This window comes from Streptomyces sp. SUK 48, assembly GCF_009650765.1.
GTDB lineage: Bacteria > Actinomycetota > Actinomycetes > Streptomycetales > Streptomycetaceae > Streptomyces.
Genome location: NZ_CP045740.1, coordinates 6876668 through 6894297, shown reverse-complemented (window position 1 = coordinate 6894297; position 17630 = coordinate 6876668). Strand labels below are relative to the sequence as shown.

The window sequence follows — 17630 nt, the reverse complement described above, 5'->3', positions numbered from 1 at the left end:
GCACGCTGTCCTCGCGACCGAGCCGAGCCGCCGGAGTGAGGAGCGACCCCCTTGTTCTACTACCTGCTCAAGTACATGCTGCTGGGTCCCCTGCTCAGACTGGTCTTCCGGCCCCGCATCGAGGGCCTGGACCATGTGCCGGCGACGGGTCCCGCGATCGTCGCGGGGAACCATCTCTCCTTCTCCGACCACTTCCTGATGCCGGCGATCCTCAAGCGGCGCATCACCTTCCTCGCCAAGGCCGAGTACTTCACCGGGCCCGGGATCAAGGGCCGGCTCACCGCGTTCTTCTTCCGCAGTGCCGGACAGATCCCGGTGGACCGCTCGGGCAAGGAGGCGGGGCAGGCCGCGATCCGCGAGGGTCTCGGGGTGCTGGACAAGGGCGAACTGCTCGGCATCTACCCGGAGGGGACGCGCTCGCACGACGGGCGGCTGTACAAGGGCAAGGTCGGGGTCGCGGTGATGGCCCTGCGGGCGGGCGTCCCGGTGATCCCCTGCGCGATGATCGGCACCTTCGAGGCCCAGCCGCCCGGCAGGACCCTCCCCCGGGTCCGTCCCGTCACCATCCGCTTCGGCAAGCCCCTCGACTTCTCCCGCTTCGCTGGCATGGAGGAGCAGAAGGCGGTCCTGCGGGCCGTCACCGACGAGATCATGTACGCCATCCTGGCCCTGTCCGAGCAGGAGTACGTCGATCAGTACGCCGCCGTCGCCAAGGCCGAGCAGCCCACCGAGCGGGGCGCGAAGGAACGCAGATTCCCGAAGGCACCGCTCGGCTGACGCCCGTCCCCGGTCCCCGGTCCCTCACCCCGTCCCCGGCCGCTCACTCCAGCAGGGCCCGTCCCTCGTCCAGCACCCGGCGCAGCCGCAGCGCGTCCGGGGCGAGGGCGGTGACCAGGGCGGCGGGGCCGGGCAGCGGCATCAGGGCGGCGTGGTCGCCCAGCATCCGGGGTGCGGGCGGCTGCTCGGCGAACTCAGGCCGGACAACGAGGAGTTGGCCCACCGCCCGGTGGCCCGCGAGGGCGGCGGGGCCGTCCCAGCCACCGGGGGCGCCGGGACCGCAGGACAGCTGCTGGTCCAGGACCGTGCGGCCGGCGACCCGCAGGGTGAGGCGGCTGGTGAGCAGTCCGGGCCGCTCCCCCGCCCGGCCGAGCACCTGCTCCTCGCGGAGCACCAGCCGGGCACCGGCGGCGAGCTCGGCCAGCGTGGTGACGCGCAGGTCGCTGCCGGTGGCCGAGATCAGCTGCTCGGGCAGCCAGCGCAGTTCGGCGCCGTCGGCCACGTCGAGCCGGACGTCGTAGCGGGCCTCGCCGGGGGCCTGGCCCGGCAGGGCGAGGGTGGCGGCGGTGGAGCCCAGGTGCAGCCGGGCGCCCGCCTCCGCCCGGGCGTCCAGGGTGAACCGGTCGCCGCCGAGGGGGCCGCTCATCGCACCGACGACCATCACGCGGGCCTCGGTGCCGCTCCCCCGGGTGCGGCGCAGCGCCAGCGGGCCCGAGCCGTCCAGCACGGGCAGCGCGGTCCCGCCCCGGCCGTCGGCGCGGGCCACGATCCGGGCGTCGGCGCGGACTCCGCTGAGGGCGGTGCCCGGGGTCCGGACGCCGCTGAGGGCTCCGTTCCGGGGAGCGGGCCGGACGCCGGTGAGGGTCATGCCGTCCACGCGGCGAGCCGCTCGCGGACCCAGGCGGCCACCTCGGCGACGCCGCTGTCGCCGCGCAGGGACTGGAGGACGACGGGGAGTTCGGCGCGCTGGGCCTTGGCGTCGGCGGCCATCCGGGCGAGGTCGGAGCCGACGTAGGGGGCGAGGTCGGTCTTGTTGACGAGCAGCAGGTCGGCGGTGGTGACACCGGGGCCGCCCTTGCGCGGGATGTCGTCGCCGCCGGCCACGTCGATGACGAAGATCTGGGCGTCCACCAGGCCCTTGGAGAAGGTGGCGGTGAGGTTGTCGCCGCCGGACTCCACCAGGATCAGGTCCAGCGGTCCGACGGTCTCCTCCAGGTCCTCGACGGCCTCCAGGTTGGCGGAGATGTCGTCCCGGATCGCGGTGTGCGGGCAGGCGCCCGTCTCCACGGCGGTGATCCGCTCGGGCGGCAGCACAGCCTCCCGCAGCAGGAACTCGGCGTCCTCGCGGGTGTAGATGTCATTGGTGACGACGGCGAGGGACAGCTCGTCCCGCAGCTCGCGGCAGAGCGCGGCCACGGTGGCGGTCTTCCCGGATCCCACGGGGCCGCCGAGCCCGATGCGCAGGGCACGGCGCGTTCCGTCCGGGCGGTGGGCGTCGGCGCTCACGGCGGCGGGGCCGTGGTGGGAGTGGTCGAGGTGCATGTACGGCTCCTGGAGGCCGGGGGCTTGTTCTCAACGGGTGGTGCGGGGTGAGCGGGACAGGTCAGGAGGCGAACAGCCGGGCCGGCCAGCTGGCGTGGGCCTCGGCCATGATCTCCAGCAGCGGGCCGGAGGCCGCGGGCAGCGCGTGGAGCCCTTCCGCGGCCGCTCTGCCCGCCGCGTCGACCGCCGTCCGCGCGACCGCGTCCAGCTCCGGTGCCAGCCGGGCCAGTACGCCGGTCGCGTCGAAGGGGTCGAGGCTGAGCAGTCGTACGGTCGCGGTCGCCGATCCGCTCACGCTCTCGTACAGGGCGCAGTACGCCGCGTCCGGGGGACCGAGTCCGGCCGCGCGGGCGGCGAGGCCGAGGACCACGGGCTGGTGGGCGCCCTTGGGGAAGCAGCGGGCGAGCTCGTCGAGTTCCGCGCCGGGCCAGCTCGCCCGGGCGGCCCGCAGCAGCTGGCGGCCCAGGCGGCGGGCGGCGAGCCGGAGCGCCGGTGAGGGGGTGCGGGCGTCCGCCGCCGCGTCCAGTTCCCGGGGGTCCAGGCCGAGCGCGGCCGCCGCCGCGAGCGCGCCCGCGACCAGTCCGGCCGTGTGCAGCCGGCCCCGGCAGAAGTCCTCCAGGTCGGCGGCGCAGGTGATGCGCCCCGCCTTGACGGCGGCCTCGGCCCCGCCGGAGTGGGCGTGCCCTCCGGCGGGGAAGCGGCCGTCGGCCAGCACGAGCAGTGCGGCGTGTGTCGTCACGGTTGCGTCGCTGCCGTCAGAAGAGGAAGTAGCGCTGGGCCATGGGCAGTTCGGCGGCCGGGGTCGCCTCGACCAGCTCGCCGTCGATGTGCACGGCGAAGCTGTCGGGGTCGATCCGGACGTCGGGGCGGGCGTCGTTCTCCCGCATGTCGGCCTTGGTCACCGCGCGCGTGGAGTCGATCGCCACGAACCGTTTGCCGAGCCCGAGCCGTTCCGGCAGCCCGTCCTCCAGGGCGAGGGAGGAGACGAAGTTGACGGAGTTGGCGGCCGGGGCGCGGCCGATCGCGCCGTACATCGGGCGGGGCAGGATGGGCTGCGGGGTGGGGATGGAGGCGTTGGCGTCGCCCATCTGCGCGTAGGCGATCTGGCCGCCCTTGAGCACGAGGAGCGGCTTCACCCCGAAGAACGCGGGCTCCCACAGCACGAGGTCGGCGAGCTTGCCCCGCTCCACGGAGCCGGTCTCGGTGGCGAGGCCCTGGGCGAGCGCCGGGTTGATCGTGTATTTGGCGACATAGCGCCGTACCCGGTGGTTGTCCGCGCGGCCGTCGCCGGGCAGGGCGCCCCGGCGCCGCTTCATGACATGGGCGGTCTGCCAGGTCCGCAGGATCACCTCGCCGACCCGGCCCATGGCCTGGGAGTCGGAGGAGATGATCGAGATCGCGCCGAGGTCGTGGAGGATGTCCTCCGCGCCGATGGTGGAGGGCCGGATCCGGGACTCGGCGAAGGCGAGGTCCTCGGGGACGGCCGGGTTGAGGTGGTGGCAGACCATCAGCATGTCGAGGTGTTCCTCGGCGGTGTTGACGGTGAACGGCCGGGTCGGGTTGGTGGAGCTGGGCAGCACGTTGGGCTGCGAGACCACGGTCATGATGTCGGGCGCGTGCCCGCCGCCCGCGCCCTCGGTGTGGTACGAGTGGATGCCCCGGCCCCGGATCGCGGCGAGGGTGTTGCCGACGAACCCGGCCTCGTTCAAGGTGTCGGTGTGGATGGCGACCTGGATGCCGGTGCGGTCGGCGACGGTGAGCGCGGCGTCGATGACGGCGGGGGTGGAGCCCCAGTCCTCGTGCAGTTTCAGGCCGACGGCGCCGCCGCGGATCTGGGAGAGCATCGCCTCGTGGCTGACGGTGTTGCCCTTGCCGAGGAAGCCGATGTTCAGGGGGTAGGACTCCATCGCCTCCAGCATCCGGGCGAGGTGCCAGGGGCCGGGCGTGACGGTGGTCGCCTTGGAGCCCTCGGCGGGGCCGGTGCCGCCGCCGACCAGGGTGGTGATGCCGGAGGCCAGCGCCTCGTCGGCGACCTGGGGGCAGATGAAGTGGACATGCGCGTCGATGGCGCCGGCCGTGAGGATGCGCCCGTTGCCCGCGATGATCTCGGTCTCGGGGCCGATCACCAGGTCGGGGTGGACGCCGTCCATGGTGTCGGGGTTGCCGGCCTTGCCGAGGGCGGTGATCCGGCCGTCGCGGATGCCGATGTCGGCCTTGACGATGCCCCAGTGGTCCACCACGACGGCCCCGGTGATCACGGTGTCGGGGGTGCCGTCGGCGCGGGTGGCCCGGGACTGGCCCATGGACTCGCGGATGACCTTGCCGCCGCCGAAGACCGCCTCGTCCCCGGCGCGGCCGGGACCGCCCGCGCGGTCCTCCTCGATCTCGATCAGCAGATCGGTGTCGGCGAGCCGGATGCGGTCGCCGGTGGTCGGCCCGAACAGGTCGGCGTAGGCGCCGCGGGAGATCTCAGGCATCGAGGGCACCCCCGGTCTCGCCGCGCAGCCCCGGCACGATCCGGGCGCCGGCGAGGGGGACGAGTTCGACGTCGACCGGGATGCCGGGCTCGAAGCGCACGGCGGTGCCGGCGGCGACGTTCAGCCGCCTGCCGCGCGCGGCGCCGCGGTCGAACTCCAGGCCGGGGTTGGCCTCGGCGAAGTGGTAGTGGGAGCCGACCTGGACGGGCCGGTCGGCGGCGTTGAGGACGGTGAGCCGGGTGATGGCCCGGCCCTCGTTGACGCGCACGGGGTCGTCCGCGAACAGGATCTCTCCGGGAATCATCGCCGGGCCCCTCAGATGATCGGCTCGTGCACGGTGACGAGCTTGGTGCCGTCCGGGAAGGTCGCCTCGACCTGCACGTCATGGATCATCTCCGCGATGCCGTCCATGACGTCGTCCCTGGTGAGGAGCTTGCGGCCGGTGGACATCAGCTCGGCGACGGTACGGCCGTCGCGCGCGCCCTCCAGGATGTGCGAGGTGATGAGGGCGACCGCCTCGGGGTGGTTGAGCCGAAGGCCGCGGGCCCGGCGCTTTTCGGCCACGTCGGCCGCCACATGGATGAGCAGCCGCTCTTGCTCGTGCGGGGTCAGTTGCACGTCCCACCTCACAGTCCTCGCTCCGGACCGTGCGGGGCCCGGGTGCCGCAGCCACCGCGACGGGAGTCAGGTGTAACACACGGACGAATGGGGACCGACCGTGATCAATGGGGGCACAAAAACCCTCCGGTGGCATGGATGCGCAGGCTAGTTCGCCGGAGTTTCAACGACGTTAACCAGCCTTTGGGCGGCGCATGACCGCCCTATGGCACCGGCGATAACCGACCCGCTTCCAGGGGAGGTTCAGGAAACGCCCGGCCCCTGGTACTCCGCCGCGATGCCGAAACGCTGGCGTTCGCGCGGAGCGGACGGCGCCTCGTGGACGGCGGACTCGCGGATACGGGACACCGAGCGGGCCACCTGCTCCTCGCCCGCCTCCTCGGCGGCGTCGAGAGCCTCGAGCCGTGCCAGGTCGGCGGCCGAGACCAGTGCGGCCAGCGGCTTGCCGTGCCGGGTCACGGCGACGCGCTCGCCGCCGTACACCACCCGGTTGATCAGGTCGGCGAGCTCAGCCCTGGCTTGCGTCACCGGAATCTCGTAGGCCATGCGCCCATCATAACGGCAGGTACGTCCTGTACATTCTGTACAGAAGTCGGAGATCGCCGGTCTCCGCCGTGAGGAGGGGTGTGCCCAGATGTCCCGACCGTCCGCCCGTTACGTCCTGCCCGAGTTCACCGAGCGCACCAACTTCGGGGAGCGCCGGCTCGATCCCTACTCGAAGCTGTTCGAGAACCGGGTCGTCTTCCTCGGGACGCCCCTGGACGAGGCGGCGGCCGGCGATGTGATCACCCAGTTCATGCACCTCGAACACCTGGACCCGGACCGGGACATCACGCTCTACCTGAACTGCCCGGGCGGCTCGTTCCACGCGATGACGGCCGTCTACGACACGATGCGGTACGTCACCTGCGAGGTGCAGACGTACTGCCTGGGCCAGGCCGCCTCGGTCGGCGCCGTGCTGCTGGCCGCCGGCACCCCCGGCAAGCGGTTCACCCTGCCCGGCGCGCGCGTGGTGCTCTCCCAGCCCGAGCTGCCCGAGCCGGCGCAGGGCCAGCCGAGCGATCTGCTCATCCAGGCCGAGGAACTGGTCCGGCTGCGGACCCTGATGGAGGAGATGCTGGTCCGGCACACCGGGCGCACCGAGGAGCAGGTCCACCAGGACCTGGAGCGCGATCTCATGCTGGACGCGCCGGGCGCGCAGTCGTACGGCCTGGTGGACGGCGTGGTGCCCAGCCGCCGGGACCTCCCCGGCGAGCGGTGAGCCGGCCGTGCTGCCCGAGGAGCTGCCGCCGCTGCCGGCGCTGACGCACGCGGAGGGCGAGGTGGTCGACCACTATCTGGCGGTGGTCGACCTGCTCGGCAGGATCAACCCGGCGCGCGACGGCGACACCTATCGCGGGCTGCGCGCCGCGCAGGCGCTGGTGCGCAAGGCGGAGGAGCTGCGCGACGCGCTGGAGCTGATGCACGACCGGGGCGAGCGGGAGGTGCACGGGGGCACGCTGGCACGGGCGCTGAGGGTGCTCGACGGTGAGCGCCGGGCCGCTCGCGTCGCGCTTCCGCCGGACGCCGTGGGCTGATCCGGACGACCGCCGGACCCGGTGGGCGCGCGATGTCCGCGTGACCGCCGGGTCCGGGCACGAAACGGTCCGAACGACGTACCGCCGACCGGTGTATATCCGGATCCGTTTCCGGCTCTCCCGAGTTGCGCGCGGACCGGGTCCGTGCGCCGTCCCCGGCCGTGTTTTCCCAGGTCCGGCGCTACGCACGGGAATTGATGGAGCATCGAACGGAGCCGCTTCCACCCGAACGGGCGAGTGGTGAGTAACCCCACAAATCCCCGATTCCGTTGGGATTTTCCGACAGCTGTAGGTCAAGATCCCTGTCTGACGACAAGCCCCCGCCACCGCGGCGGGGCGGTCCGGGCGGACGCCGAGTCCTGCCGCCGCCCGGATGACCGGTCGACAGGAGTGGATCGGCAGGAGTGGAGGACCCAGGCAAGGCGGGTCCCCGGAACGGTCGGCAGTCCGCGTGAGCGGACGGACGGACGCTTCGGGCGGCCCTTGGGGTGAAGCCGTGGCAACGCGGCCGGGCAACTTCGCCAGCCCGAATCCGACAGGTCATCCTTCACAGGCGGCTGACGAAGGGTTGCGCATGACTGCGCTCAATCGTGTCCCGTCGCTGATGGCCCGTGCCGGTACGGCATCGGCCCTCACCCTGGCCGCCGTCGGCGGCTCGATCGCGGTGCCTGGCCTCTCCACCGATGCCTCGGCCGCGACGATGGCGACGAAGGCCCTGAACATCGCGGCGTCCAAGAGGGGTGCCCCGTACCAGTGGGGTGGCACCGGGCCGCGACGGTTCGACTGCTCGGGGCTGACGCTCTATTCGTTCAAGAAGGCCGGCAAGAAGCTGCCGCGGACCGCCGCGCAGCAGTACAACAAGACGCACCACATCTCCTTCGGCAGCCGCAGAGCCGGCGACCTGGTGTTCTTCCATTACGGCTCGAACGTCTACCACGTCGGTATCTACGCCGGTCACAACAAGATCTGGCACGCGCCGAAGAGCGGCTCCGTGGTGCGGCTGGAGAAGATCTGGACCAAGAGCGTCTGGTACGGCCGGGTCAGCTGACCCGCCCGCGCACGGGGGAGCGACTCCAGCCACCGGGCCGCTCCTTGTGCCTTTCCCCCTCACCCGGCGCCGCCTCGAGACCTCGGGCGGCCCGGGACGGGTCCCGCGCGCCCGCCGCATGAACGTTTCGCGGCTCCGCGCCGGGCTCCCCCGCTACGGCTCCTGCTGACCCGCCGTCGCCACCGGCTCGGCCGGGGCGGCCCAGGGCAGTTCGATGGAGACCGTCTTGCCGCCCTCACGGGTGGGGCGGACGCGGAGCCTGCCGCCGCACTCGGCGGTGAGCCAGCGGATGATCACCATGCCCCGTCCGTTGTCCTGCTGCACGGCCGCGGGCAGTCTCTTCGGGAAGCGCGGATGACTGTCCGTGACGCCGATGCGCAGCTGTTCGTCGCGCTCCAGCGCGAGGTCGACCGTGAAGGTCGGGGACTGCCCGAAGGTGTGCTGGACGGCGTTGGTGGCCAGTTCGGAGACGATGAGCCGCACCGTGTCGGCCGCCTCGGTGTCCGGCGGCAGGCCCCACTCCGCCAGGGTGCTCACCACGTACGACCGCGCGGCGGCGACCGAGGCGGGATCGCTCGGCAGGGTGACGGATGCTTCCAGGTGGTCTGCCATGGCGACGTCGTCCCTTTCCCACGGGACCGGAGTCCTGCATGGAGCGGATGGTTCGAGTACGGTCCCGGACTGGTGCTTCCTCGCCAGACTGCCACCACCGAACCGGTCACGGGGAGCGATCCACCAAGATGTGCATATATCTGTCGCTCGATGCGGTGAACTCTGCGACGGGAGACCGTATTCGGGCGGCCCGTAAGGAGTAAGGAGGAGCCCATGCAGAACGGGCCGGCAGTGCGCCGCCGCAAATTGGGTGCCGAACTGCGCACGCTGCGCACCGGTGCGGGGCTCACCAGTGGGGAGGCGGCCCGCCTGGTCGGCTGGCACCAGTCGAAGGTGAGCCGCATCGAGACGGGCGCCAGTGGTGTGAAACCGGCCGATCTTCGCTTACTCCTGGACGCCTACGCCGTGCGCGACGCCCAGCTGCGCGAGCTGCTGCTGATGCTGGCGGGCTCCGAGGACGGCGACGGCGACCGCAACCGCTGGTGGCACGCCTACCGCGGGGTGCTCCCACCCACGTACCGGGACTTCATCAGCCTGGAGTCGCAGGCCAGGGCGATGCGCACGCTGGAGACGACCGTCGTGCCCGGTCTGCTCCAGACGGCCGAGTACGCCCGCGCGGTGACCCGGGCGGCCGTCAAGGACCTGGCCGAGGAGCGCCTGGACGCGCTGGTGGAGGTGCGGCTGGCCCGGCAGGACGTGCTGCGCTCGAACCCGCCGCTGGAGCTGTCCGCGGTCCTGGACGAGGCGGTGCTGCGCCGCGAGGTCGGCGGTCCGGAGGTGATGGCGCGCCAGCTGGAGCGGCTCATGGAGGCGGCCCGGCTGCCCCAAGTACGGCTCCAGGTACTGCCGTTCGGGGCGGGCGCGCATGTCGGCCTCACCGGCCCTTTCGTTATTTTCTCATTTCCGAGCACTTCTGATCTCGATGTTGTGGTTCTCGACCAGTTGACGAGTAGCCTCTACCTCGAACGGAAAGAAGACCTCCGGGCGTACTCGGATGCCTTCCAGACCCTTCAGAGCCACGCTCTTACCCCCCACGATTCGCTCGACTACATCGCCGGGATAGGTGACGGCGCGTAAGGAGGCACCATTGTCAGCTCTGCCTCGGAACGTCCCTGCCAGTACCGACCTGTACGCCGTGCGCTGGCTGCGCAGCAGTTACAGCACGGGAGCCAACAACTGCGTGGAGACGGCACGGCCGCGCCGCGGACCCTGGTCCGGACTGCTCGCCGTGCGCGACTCGAAGGACCCCGCCGGGCCCGCGCTGCTCTTCTCCCCGGACAGCTGGGCCGGCTTCGTGGCCGCGCTCCGCTGAAACCCGCAGGACCGGCCGGAACCCGCAGGACCAGTCGGACGCCGCAGGACCGGCCGGACAGACTCGTCGGACCCGATCAGCCGTGCAGCACGGCCGTGCCACGCCGACTCATGGTCGCGTTTCGCCGATCACCCGCACCGCGTCGGCGATCTCGGCCCCGGAGAGGTCCGCGCGGGCGGTCAGCCGCAGCCGGGAGATGCCGTCGGGCACGGAGGGAGGACGGAAACAGCCCACGGCCAGGCCCGCCGTACGGCAGTCGGCCGCCCAGCGCACCGCCTGCTCCGGGGACGGGGCCCGTACGGAGACCACCGCGGCGTCCGGACGCACCGCCTCCAGACCCGCGGCGGTCAGCCGTCCGTGCAGCTCCCCCGCCACCTCGCGGGCCCGCGCCGCCCGTTCGGGCTCCCGCCCGAGCAGCCGCAGGGCCGCGAGGGCCGCACCGGCCGCCGCGGGCGCGAGCCCGGTGTCGAAGATGAACGTCCGGGCCGCGTTGACCAGGTGGTCGATCACCCCGGCCGGACCCAGCACCACCCCGCCCTGGCTGCCGAGCGACTTGGACAGCGTGGCCGTGGCCACCACGTCCGGCGCGCCCGCGAGGCCGGCCGCCCACGTCGCACCCCGGCCGCCGTCGCCCAGGACGCCGAGACCGTGGGCGTCGTCCACGACGAGTCCCGCGCCGCGCTCCCGGCACGCCTCGGCGAGCCGCTCCAGCGGTGCCCGGTCCCCGTCGACCGAGAACACGGTGTCCGAGACCATGATCGCCGCCCCTTCGTGGGTGGCGAGGGCCTTGCGCACCGCCTGCGGGTCGGCGTGCCCGACGACCTGGGTCTCGCCCCGGGCGAGCCGGCAGCCGTCGATGAGCGAGGCGTGGTTGCCCGCGTCGGAGACGACGAGCGAGCCGTGCGGGCCGAGCGCCGTGACGGCGGCCAGGTTCGCGGCGTACCCGGAGGAGAACACCAGGGCCGCCTCGAAGCCGCAGAACGCGGCCAGCTCCCGCTCCAGTTCGGCGTGCAGCTCGGTGGTGCCGGTGACCAGCCGGGAGCCGGTGGCGCCGCCGCCCCAGGTGCGGGCGGCGGTGGCCGCGCCCTCGGTCACCTCGGGGTGCCGGGCCAGGCCCAGGTAGTCGTTGCTCGCCAGATCCAGCAGCGGTGAGGCGGCGGGGCGCGGGCTGAGGCGCCGTACGAGTCCGGCCCGGTGACGCGCCCGGGCCTGCTCCTCGATCCAGCCGAACGCCATGAGTCCTCCGGAGGTTTTGTAGGTAGCGCACAGACCCTAGCTGGCCCGACCCGGCACGCACCGTGTGGCAATACCCACACGGTGAACGGTGTTCCTTGTGTGAACTCTCCTTGGCCCGGGGCGGTCCCGTAAGACAGGATCGGGCCTCATGGACCTGCTGAACACGCTGGTGGACAAGGGGCTTCGGCGCGAGCTGCCGACCCGCGAGGAAGCGCTCGCCGTGCTGGCCACCTCCGACGACGACCTGCTCGATGTGGTGGCCGCGGCCGGCAAGGTGCGCCGGCACTGGTTCGGCCGGCGCGTGAAACTGAACTACCTGGTCAACCTCAAGTCCGGCCTGTGTCCCGAGGACTGCTCCTACTGCTCCCAGCGGCTGGGCTCCGAGGCGGGCATCCTCAAGTACACGTGGCTCAAGCCCGGCGAGGCGTCCCAGGCGGCCGCCGCGGGGCTGGCCGGCGGCGCCAAGCGCGTCTGCCTGGTGGCGAGCGGGCGCGGCCCGACGGACCGGGACGTGGACCGGGTCTCGCAGACCATCAAGGCCATCAAGGACGGCAACGAGGGCGTCGAGGTGTGCGCCTGTCTCGGGCTGCTCTCCGACGGCCAGGCCGAACGGCTGCGCGAGGCCGGCGCGGACGCCTACAACCACAACCTGAACACCTCGGAATCGACCTACGGGGAGATCACCACCACCCACACGTACGCCGATCGGGTGGACACGGTGCAGAAGGCGCACGCCGCCGGTCTCTCCCCGTGCTCCGGTCTGATCGCCGGCATGGGCGAGAGCGACGCGGACCTGGTGGACGTCGTCTTCTCGCTGCGCGAGCTGGACCCGGACTCCGTCCCGGTGAACTTCCTGATCCCGTTCGAGGGCACCCCGCTGGCCAAGGAGTGGAACCTCACCCCGCAGCGCTGCCTGCGCATCCTGGCGATGGTCCGCTTCGTCTGCCCCGACGTGGAGGTGCGCATCGCGGGCGGCCGTGAGGTGCATCTGCGCACGATGCAGCCGCTCGCACTGAACCTCGCCAACTCCATCTTCCTCGGCGACTACCTGACCAGCGAGGGCCAGGCGGGCAAGGCCGACCTGGAGATGATCGCCGACGCCGGTTTCGAGGTGGAGGGCGCCGACCAGGTGACCCTGCCGGAGCACCGGGCGGGCGCCGGCGGCTGCCACCAGGGTGCCGACACCGGCTGCCACGACTCCGCCGCGGGTGGCTGCCGCGAGGGCGCCGGGGTCTGCGGTTCGGCCCCCGCGGAGCCGGCCGCCGAGCCGGTGGCCGCGAACGAGCCCCGCACCGATCTGGTCGCCGTCCGCCGCCGGGGCGCCGGAACGGATCTCGCGCCCAATGCCTGACCAGCCCGGCCTGAGCGTCCCCGAGCTGCTGGAGCTGGACCGGCGGCACGTCTGGCATCCGTACGGCCCGATGCCCGGACGCGCCGAACCGCTCGTCGTGGAATCGGCGAGCGGGGTCCGGCTGCGGCTCGCGGACGGCTCGGGCGAACTGGTGGACGGCATGTCGTCGTGGTGGTCGGCGATCCACGGCTACAACCACCCGGTGCTCAACGAGGCGGCGCGGCGGCAGCTGGAGCGCGTGAGCCATGTGATGTTCGGCGGCCTCACCCATGAGCCCGCCGTCCGGCTCGCGAAGCTCCTTGTCGACATGTCGCCCGAGGGCCTGGAGCATGTGTTCCTGGCCGACTCCGGCTCGGTGTCGGTCGAGGTCGCCGTGAAGATGTGCCTCCAGTACTGGCGTTCGCTCGGTCGGCCCGGCAAGCAGCGGTTGCTGACCTGGCGGGGCGGCTACCACGGGGACACCTGGCAGCCGATGTCGGTGTGCGACCCCGAGGGCGGGATGCACGAGCTGTGGTCCGGCGTGCTGCCGCGCCAGGTCTTCGCGGACGCGCCGCCGGCCGGGTACGAGGAGTCGTACGCGGAGCAGCTGCGCGAGCTGATCGGGCGGCACGCGGACGAACTGGCCGCGGTGATCGTGGAGCCGGTGGTGCAGGGCGCGGGCGGTATGCGCTTCCACTCCCCCGCCTATCTGCGGGTGCTGCGCGAGGCGTGCGACGCGCATGACGTGCTGCTGGTGTTCGACGAGATCGCGACCGGTTTCGGGCGTACGGGCGCGCTGTTCGCGGCGGATCACGCGGCCGTCACCCCGGATGTGATGTGCGTGGGCAAGGCGCTGACCGGCGGCTATCTGACGATGGCGGCCACGCTGTGCACCGCGCGGGTGGCCGCGGGGATCTCCCGGGGCGAGGTGCCGGTGCTGGCGCACGGGCCGACGTTCATGGGCAATCCGCTCGCCGCGGCCGTGGCCTGCGCCTCCCTGGAACTGCTCACGGGCCAGGACTGGCGGGCGGAGGTCAAGCGGATCGAGGCGGGTCTGAGCGCGGGTCTCGCCCCGGCGGTCGGGCTGCCGGGTGTGCGGGACGTACGGGTGCTGGGCGCCATCGGGGTGGTCCAGCTGGACCACGAGATCGACATGGCCGCCGCCACCCGTGCGGCCGTGCGGGAGGGCGTGTGGCTGCGCCCGTTCCGCGATCTGGTGTACACGATGCCGCCGTACGTCACCTCCGACGAGGACGTGGCGAGGATCGCGCGCGCGGTGTGCGCGGCGGCGCGGGAGGGATGAGATGCCGGTACTGGTGATCACGGGGACGGGCACGGAGGTCGGCAAGACCGTCACCACGGCCGCCGTCGCCGCGACGGCGCTCGCGGCCGGACGTTCGGTGGCCGTCCTCAAGGCCGCCCAGACGGGGGTACGGCCCGACGAGCGCGGGGACGCCGACGAGGTGGCCCGGCTCGCCGGTGCCGTCACGGCGGAGGAAGTCGCCCGCTTTCCCGAGCCGTTGGCCCCGGGCACGGCGGCGCGGCGGGCCGGCCTGGCGCCGGTGCATCCGCAGGAGGTGGCCGAGCGGGCGGCCAAGCTGGCCGCCGAGCACGATCTGGTGCTGGTCGAGGGGGCGGGCGGGCTGCTCGTACGGTTCGACGCGGCGGGCGGCACGCTGGCCGACGCGGCGCGGTCGCTGGGCGCGCCGGTGCTGATCGTGGCCCAGGCGGGCCTCGGCACGCTGAACGCCACGGAGCTGACGGCGCGCGAGCTGCGCCGGCACGGCCTGGAGCCGCTCGGCGTGGTGATCGGCAGCTGGCCCGCCGATCCCGACCTGGCCACCCGCTGCAACGTCGCCGACCTGCCCGAGGTCTCGGGCACGCCCCTGCTGGGCGCGCTGCCCTCGGGCGCGGGCGCACTGCCGCCGGCGGCCTTCCGCGCGGCGGCCCCGGGCTGGCTGTCGCCGCGGCTGGACGGCACCTGGGACGCGGAGGCGTTCCGCGCGCGGGAAGGTGCCTGACGGCCCTTCTGCCGGAGGGTCCCCGGCCGGGGCGTCGGGGACTCACCGGGCGGATCGCGGGGATACTTCCCCCAGGTCCGTGATGTCCGGGAGGTCGGTATGCGGCTGGGGTCCGAGGCGCCGGGGCCGGCGCCCGTACGGCATCCGGTGTTCGCGCGGTACTACGCGCGGGTCAGCACCGGGGCGGACGCGCGGCTCGGGTTCGCCGGGATGCGGGAGCGGCTGCTCGCCGGGCTGTCCGGCCGGGTGATCGAGGTCGGCGCGGGCAACGGGCTCAACTTCGCCCGCTATCCCGCCGCCGTCGCACAGGTCCTCGCCGTCGAACCGGAGCCGCTGCTGGGCCGGCTGGCCCGGGAGTCGGCGCACCGCGCACCGGTGCCGGTCGACGTGGTGCCCGGCGCGGCGGAGGCGCTGCCCGCGCGGAGCGGGGCGTTCGACGCGGTCGTGCTGTCGCTGGTGCTGTGCAGTGTGCGCGATGTGGCACGGGCGCTGGGTGAGGCGCGGCGGGTGCTCAGGCCCGGCGGGCAGGTGCGGTTCTTCGAGCACGGGCGCGGCGGCGGGCGGGCGATGCGGCTGACCCAGCGCGCCCTCGACGGTACGGTGTGGCCCGCGCTCGCCGGGGGCTGCCACCTGGCCCGGGACCCGGTGGCCGCGCTGCGCCGCGCCGGGTTCGAACTCGGGCCGTACCGCGAGCTGTCCCTCCCGCAGGGCGGACCGCGGCTGCCGGCCTCGTACTGCGTGCTCGGGACCGCCTGGCGTCCGGACGACGGACCGGGCACCGGCTGATCACAGGCTCCAGCGGCGCAGTTCCCGGGCGATGTCGTCGATGCTCGCCGCGCCGTCCTTGACCAGCCGGGCGAGGTCGCGCACCTGTTCCGGCGTGGTGGCGACCTTGGCGCCGCTGGCCACCAGATAGGCGTAGGCGACCGCGGAGGCGAACAGCGCGTTGGAGCGCTCCAGCGCCGGCACATGGATGAGCAGCTGGAGAAGGGCGGCGGCGCGCGTGTACGGCGTCTCGTACACCGGCACGCCGAAGATCTCCGCCCGGTGCCGGGCGACGGCGGCGATCAGCGCGCCCCAGTCGGTGACCTGCGGGTCCCCGGGTGTCTTCTGTTCGGCGAGCATGAGCAGCCAGGCGAGGTCGATGCTCAGCCCGTTCGGGGAGTCGCTCAAGGGATCAGCTGCGTCCTTCGCCCGGCGCGGTACCGCGCGCCTCGGTGAACTCCTCGGCGAACACGGACTCGTACCGCTTCATGAAGTCGGCGGCGGCCTCCACGAAGGTGCGGCCGGTTTCGCCGGTGTCCTGTCTGACCAGTTCCTCGATGTAGCGGTTGACGCTCATCCCCCGGGCCAGCGCGCGCTCGCGCGCCGCGCGGGCGGTGCCCTCGTCCACGCGCACGTTCAGCTGGGTCTTCGCCATACCTCGACGCTAGCGCCCAAGCGCTAGCAGGGGCAAGCGGGAGCGGATACACGAGGGGGCGCAGGGGCGCGCCGCTGGGCGCCCGGCCATATGAGGCTCATCCGGGACAGCTCGTACCGGCGGCCGGGAGGCGGGCTTGTCCACATCCGCCGATGCACTGCCTGGCGGGGCTCGACACGGTGTCGGCCGGGCACACCGGCACCGGCTGTGGTGGAATGCCGGATGAAGGTCAATTCGCTTGACGCCGAGGAGACTTCATGGCGCGTCCGTTCCGCTTCGGGGTCAACCTGCTCACGCCCGCGTCCGCGGCCGAGTGGCGGGCGAAGTGCCGTCGCGCCGAGGAACTGGGCTACGACGTGATCCTCGTCCCCGACCATCTCGGCTGGGTGGCGCCCTTCCCGGCGCTGGTCGCGGCGGCGCAGGCGACCGAGCGGGCCCGGGTCGGCACGCTCGTGCTCAACGCGGGTTTCTACAACCCGACGTTGCTGGCCCGGGAGGTCGCGACCACGGACGCGCTCACCGGCGGCCGGCTCGAACTCGGCCTGGGCACCGGCTATGTGCGGGAGGAGCATGACGCGGCCGGGCTGCCGTTCGGCTCCCCGGGCGAGCGGGTGGACCATCTGCGGCGCACCGTCGAGGAGTTGGCGCGGCTGCTCGGCTCCGCGGAGTACCAGCCGCGGCCGGAGCAGGCCCGGGTGCCGCTGCTGATCGGCGGCAACGGCGACCGGATGCTGCGGCTGACCGCCGAGCACGCCGACATCGCGGCCTTCTCGGGCGTCCGGACGGGGAGCACGCGGTCGCTCGAACCGCTCACCGCCGACGAGCTGGACGAACGGGTGCAGCGCTACCGGGAGTTCGCGGCCGGCCGGGCCGAGCCCGCCGAGCTGAACCTGCTGATCCAGCAGGCCGCGGTCACCGATGATCCCGGATCGGCGCTCAAACCCGTGCTGGAGCGGCAACCGCACCTGACCTTGGCGGCCGCGCTGGCGCTCCCCATCATGCTGGTGGGCCCGCTGGAGGAGGTCGTGGCGAAGATCAGGGCGCAGCGCGAGCGGTACGGATTCACCAACCTGACCGTCCTGGAGCCTCAGATGGAGGCGTTCGCGCCGGTGATCGAGCGGCTGCGCGCCGAGTCCGCATGATGGAAACCCCGGCGCGCGGGGTCCGGCCGCGACCAGGGTGGCCCGCATGAACGAGCTGCCGATGAACGGGCTGCCGAACGAGCCGTCGGACGAACCGCGCCTGCGTCCCGCCGTACCCGATGACCTCGACGCCGTGCTCGGCTTCTGGCGGACGGCCGCCGAGGGCACCAGCATCAGCGACGACCGCGCCGGGGTGGAGCGCCTGGTGGCGCGCGACCCCGGGGCGCTGATCCTGGCCGAGCGGGGCGGTGCGCCGGCCGGGACGGTGATCGCGGGCTTCGACGGCTGGCGCTGCCATCTGTACCGGCTCGCGGTGGCCCCCGAGCGGCGGCGCCAGGGCATCGCCACGGCCCTGCTGGCCGCCGCCGAGGAACGCTTCGTACGCCTCGGCGGGCGGCGCGCCGACGCGATGGTGCTGGTGCGCAACGAGCGGGCGCGGTACGCGTGGAGCGCGGCCGGGTACGGGCCCGAGGAGCAGTGGCGGCGCTGGGTGAAGCCGCTCACCGGCTGAGGCGACG

The 17630-nt window shown here is 73.1% G+C and carries 23 protein-coding genes; 12 read left to right on the top strand and 11 right to left on the bottom strand.

Annotation, left to right across the window (positions count from 1 at the left end; translation table 11 throughout):
- Positions 1 to 51: 51 nt before the first annotated feature.
- On the top strand, positions 52 to 777 hold the full coding sequence (locus tag GHR20_RS30630) for a lysophospholipid acyltransferase family protein (RefSeq protein ID WP_153814988.1): 726 nt from the start codon (positions 52 to 54) through the stop codon (positions 775 to 777).
- 43 nt (positions 778 to 820) lie between these two features.
- On the opposite strand, the gene GHR20_RS30625 is transcribed toward GHR20_RS30630, so the two are convergent.
- From GHR20_RS30625 to GHR20_RS30595, 7 genes are all read right to left on the bottom strand, one after another.
- Positions 821 to 1645: an urease accessory protein UreD gene (locus GHR20_RS30625; RefSeq protein ID WP_153816188.1), complete on the bottom strand. Its 825-nt coding sequence runs from the start codon at positions 1643 to 1645 to the stop codon at positions 821 to 823.
- Positions 1642 to 2319, bottom strand: a complete 678-nt coding sequence (gene ureG, locus GHR20_RS30620; RefSeq protein ID WP_153814987.1) for an urease accessory protein UreG — start codon at positions 2317 to 2319, stop codon at positions 1642 to 1644. Before ureG ends, GHR20_RS30625 begins: the two co-directional genes overlap by 4 nt.
- Before the next feature lie 61 nt (positions 2320 to 2380).
- A complete protein-coding gene (locus GHR20_RS30615) occupies positions 2381 to 3058 on the bottom strand; it encodes an urease accessory UreF family protein (RefSeq protein ID WP_153814986.1) in 678 nt (225 codons plus the stop codon).
- 16 nt (positions 3059 to 3074) lie between these two features.
- Positions 3075 to 4796 carry an urease subunit alpha gene (locus tag GHR20_RS30610; protein ID WP_153814985.1) on the bottom strand — a complete coding sequence of 574 codons (1722 nt, stop codon included), beginning with the start codon at positions 4794 to 4796 and terminating at the stop codon, positions 3075 to 3077.
- Positions 4789 to 5100: an urease subunit beta gene (locus GHR20_RS30605; protein WP_111585429.1), complete on the bottom strand. Its 312-nt coding sequence runs from the start codon at positions 5098 to 5100 to the stop codon at positions 4789 to 4791. Before GHR20_RS30605 ends, GHR20_RS30610 begins: the two co-directional genes overlap by 8 nt.
- A gap of 11 nt (positions 5101 to 5111) precedes the next feature.
- Positions 5112 to 5414: an urease subunit gamma gene (locus GHR20_RS30600; RefSeq protein WP_086811025.1), complete on the bottom strand. Its 303-nt coding sequence runs from the start codon at positions 5412 to 5414 to the stop codon at positions 5112 to 5114.
- 243 nt (positions 5415 to 5657) lie between these two features.
- Entirely contained in the window at positions 5658 to 5960 is a 303-nt protein-coding gene (locus GHR20_RS30595; protein WP_153814984.1) for a type II toxin-antitoxin system Phd/YefM family antitoxin, read from the bottom strand.
- An 88-nt stretch (positions 5961 to 6048) separates the two neighbouring features.
- On the opposite strand from GHR20_RS30595, the gene GHR20_RS30590 reads away from it, so the two are divergent.
- The 3 genes from GHR20_RS30590 to GHR20_RS30580 all read left to right on the top strand — a co-directional run bounded on the left by GHR20_RS30590 (position 6049) and on the right by GHR20_RS30580 (position 8039).
- Positions 6049 to 6675, top strand: coding sequence for an ATP-dependent Clp protease proteolytic subunit (locus GHR20_RS30590; RefSeq protein ID WP_153814983.1), 627 nt, complete (start codon positions 6049 to 6051; stop codon positions 6673 to 6675).
- 7 nt (positions 6676 to 6682) lie between these two features.
- Positions 6683 to 6991, top strand: coding sequence for a hypothetical protein (locus GHR20_RS30585; protein WP_111585427.1), 309 nt, complete (start codon positions 6683 to 6685; stop codon positions 6989 to 6991).
- 574 nt (positions 6992 to 7565) lie between these two features.
- Positions 7566 to 8039 (top strand): C40 family peptidase, encoded by a 474-nt coding sequence (locus GHR20_RS30580; protein ID WP_111585426.1) that lies wholly within the window; start codon positions 7566 to 7568, stop codon positions 8037 to 8039.
- Between the two features lie 153 nt (positions 8040 to 8192).
- On the opposite strand, the gene GHR20_RS30575 is transcribed toward GHR20_RS30580, so the two are convergent.
- Positions 8193 to 8651 (bottom strand): ATP-binding protein, encoded by a 459-nt coding sequence (locus tag GHR20_RS30575; protein ID WP_111585425.1) that lies wholly within the window; start codon positions 8649 to 8651, stop codon positions 8193 to 8195.
- Positions 8652 to 8864: 213 nt separating this feature from the next.
- Between GHR20_RS30575 and GHR20_RS30570 the strand changes: the two genes are divergently transcribed.
- A complete protein-coding gene (locus GHR20_RS30570) occupies positions 8865 to 9728 on the top strand; it encodes a helix-turn-helix transcriptional regulator (protein ID WP_111585424.1) in 864 nt (287 codons plus the stop codon).
- Positions 9729 to 9738: 10 nt separating this feature from the next.
- A complete protein-coding gene (locus GHR20_RS30565) occupies positions 9739 to 9963 on the top strand; it encodes a DUF397 domain-containing protein (protein WP_111585423.1) in 225 nt (74 codons plus the stop codon).
- Positions 9964 to 10071: 108 nt separating this feature from the next.
- On the opposite strand, the gene GHR20_RS30560 is transcribed toward GHR20_RS30565, so the two are convergent.
- Positions 10072 to 11199, bottom strand: a complete 1128-nt coding sequence (locus GHR20_RS30560; protein ID WP_148026833.1) for an 8-amino-7-oxononanoate synthase — start codon at positions 11197 to 11199, stop codon at positions 10072 to 10074.
- 148 nt (positions 11200 to 11347) lie between these two features.
- Here GHR20_RS30560 and bioB point away from each other — a divergent pair, with 148 nt between their 5' ends.
- The 4 genes from bioB to GHR20_RS30540 all read left to right on the top strand — a co-directional run bounded on the left by bioB (position 11348) and on the right by GHR20_RS30540 (position 15336).
- A complete protein-coding gene (gene bioB / locus GHR20_RS30555; protein WP_153814982.1) occupies positions 11348 to 12550 on the top strand; it encodes a biotin synthase BioB in 1203 nt (400 codons plus the stop codon).
- A complete protein-coding gene (locus GHR20_RS30550; RefSeq protein WP_153814981.1) occupies positions 12543 to 13832 on the top strand; it encodes an adenosylmethionine--8-amino-7-oxononanoate transaminase in 1290 nt (429 codons plus the stop codon). Before bioB ends, GHR20_RS30550 begins: the two co-directional genes overlap by 8 nt.
- 1 nt (position 13833) lies before the next feature.
- Positions 13834 to 14550, top strand: a complete 717-nt coding sequence (gene bioD, locus GHR20_RS30545) for a dethiobiotin synthase (protein ID WP_153814980.1) — start codon at positions 13834 to 13836, stop codon at positions 14548 to 14550.
- A gap of 99 nt (positions 14551 to 14649) precedes the next feature.
- Complete coding sequence (locus GHR20_RS30540; protein WP_153814979.1) at positions 14650 to 15336, top strand: class I SAM-dependent methyltransferase; 687 nt, start codon at positions 14650 to 14652, stop codon at positions 15334 to 15336.
- On the opposite strand, the gene GHR20_RS30535 is transcribed toward GHR20_RS30540, so the two are convergent.
- Both GHR20_RS30535 and GHR20_RS30530 read right to left on the bottom strand, forming a co-directional pair.
- Positions 15337 to 15675 carry a fic family toxin-antitoxin system, toxin component gene (locus GHR20_RS30535; protein ID WP_111585520.1) on the bottom strand — a complete coding sequence of 113 codons (339 nt, stop codon included), beginning with the start codon at positions 15673 to 15675 and terminating at the stop codon, positions 15337 to 15339. It lies immediately after the preceding gene.
- Between the two features lie 52 nt (positions 15676 to 15727).
- Positions 15728 to 15970: a toxin-antitoxin system HicB family antitoxin gene (locus GHR20_RS30530; RefSeq protein ID WP_111585417.1), complete on the bottom strand. Its 243-nt coding sequence runs from the start codon at positions 15968 to 15970 to the stop codon at positions 15728 to 15730.
- Positions 15971 to 16227: 257 nt separating this feature from the next.
- Here GHR20_RS30530 and GHR20_RS30525 point away from each other — a divergent pair, with 257 nt between their 5' ends.
- Together GHR20_RS30525 and GHR20_RS30520 are read left to right on the top strand one after the other, a co-directional pair.
- On the top strand, positions 16228 to 17112 hold the full coding sequence (locus GHR20_RS30525; RefSeq protein WP_148026837.1) for an LLM class F420-dependent oxidoreductase: 885 nt from the start codon (positions 16228 to 16230) through the stop codon (positions 17110 to 17112).
- 46 nt (positions 17113 to 17158) lie between these two features.
- Complete coding sequence (locus GHR20_RS30520) at positions 17159 to 17623, top strand: GNAT family N-acetyltransferase (RefSeq protein ID WP_243878167.1); 465 nt, start codon at positions 17159 to 17161, stop codon at positions 17621 to 17623.
- Positions 17624 to 17630 lie beyond the last annotated feature (7 nt).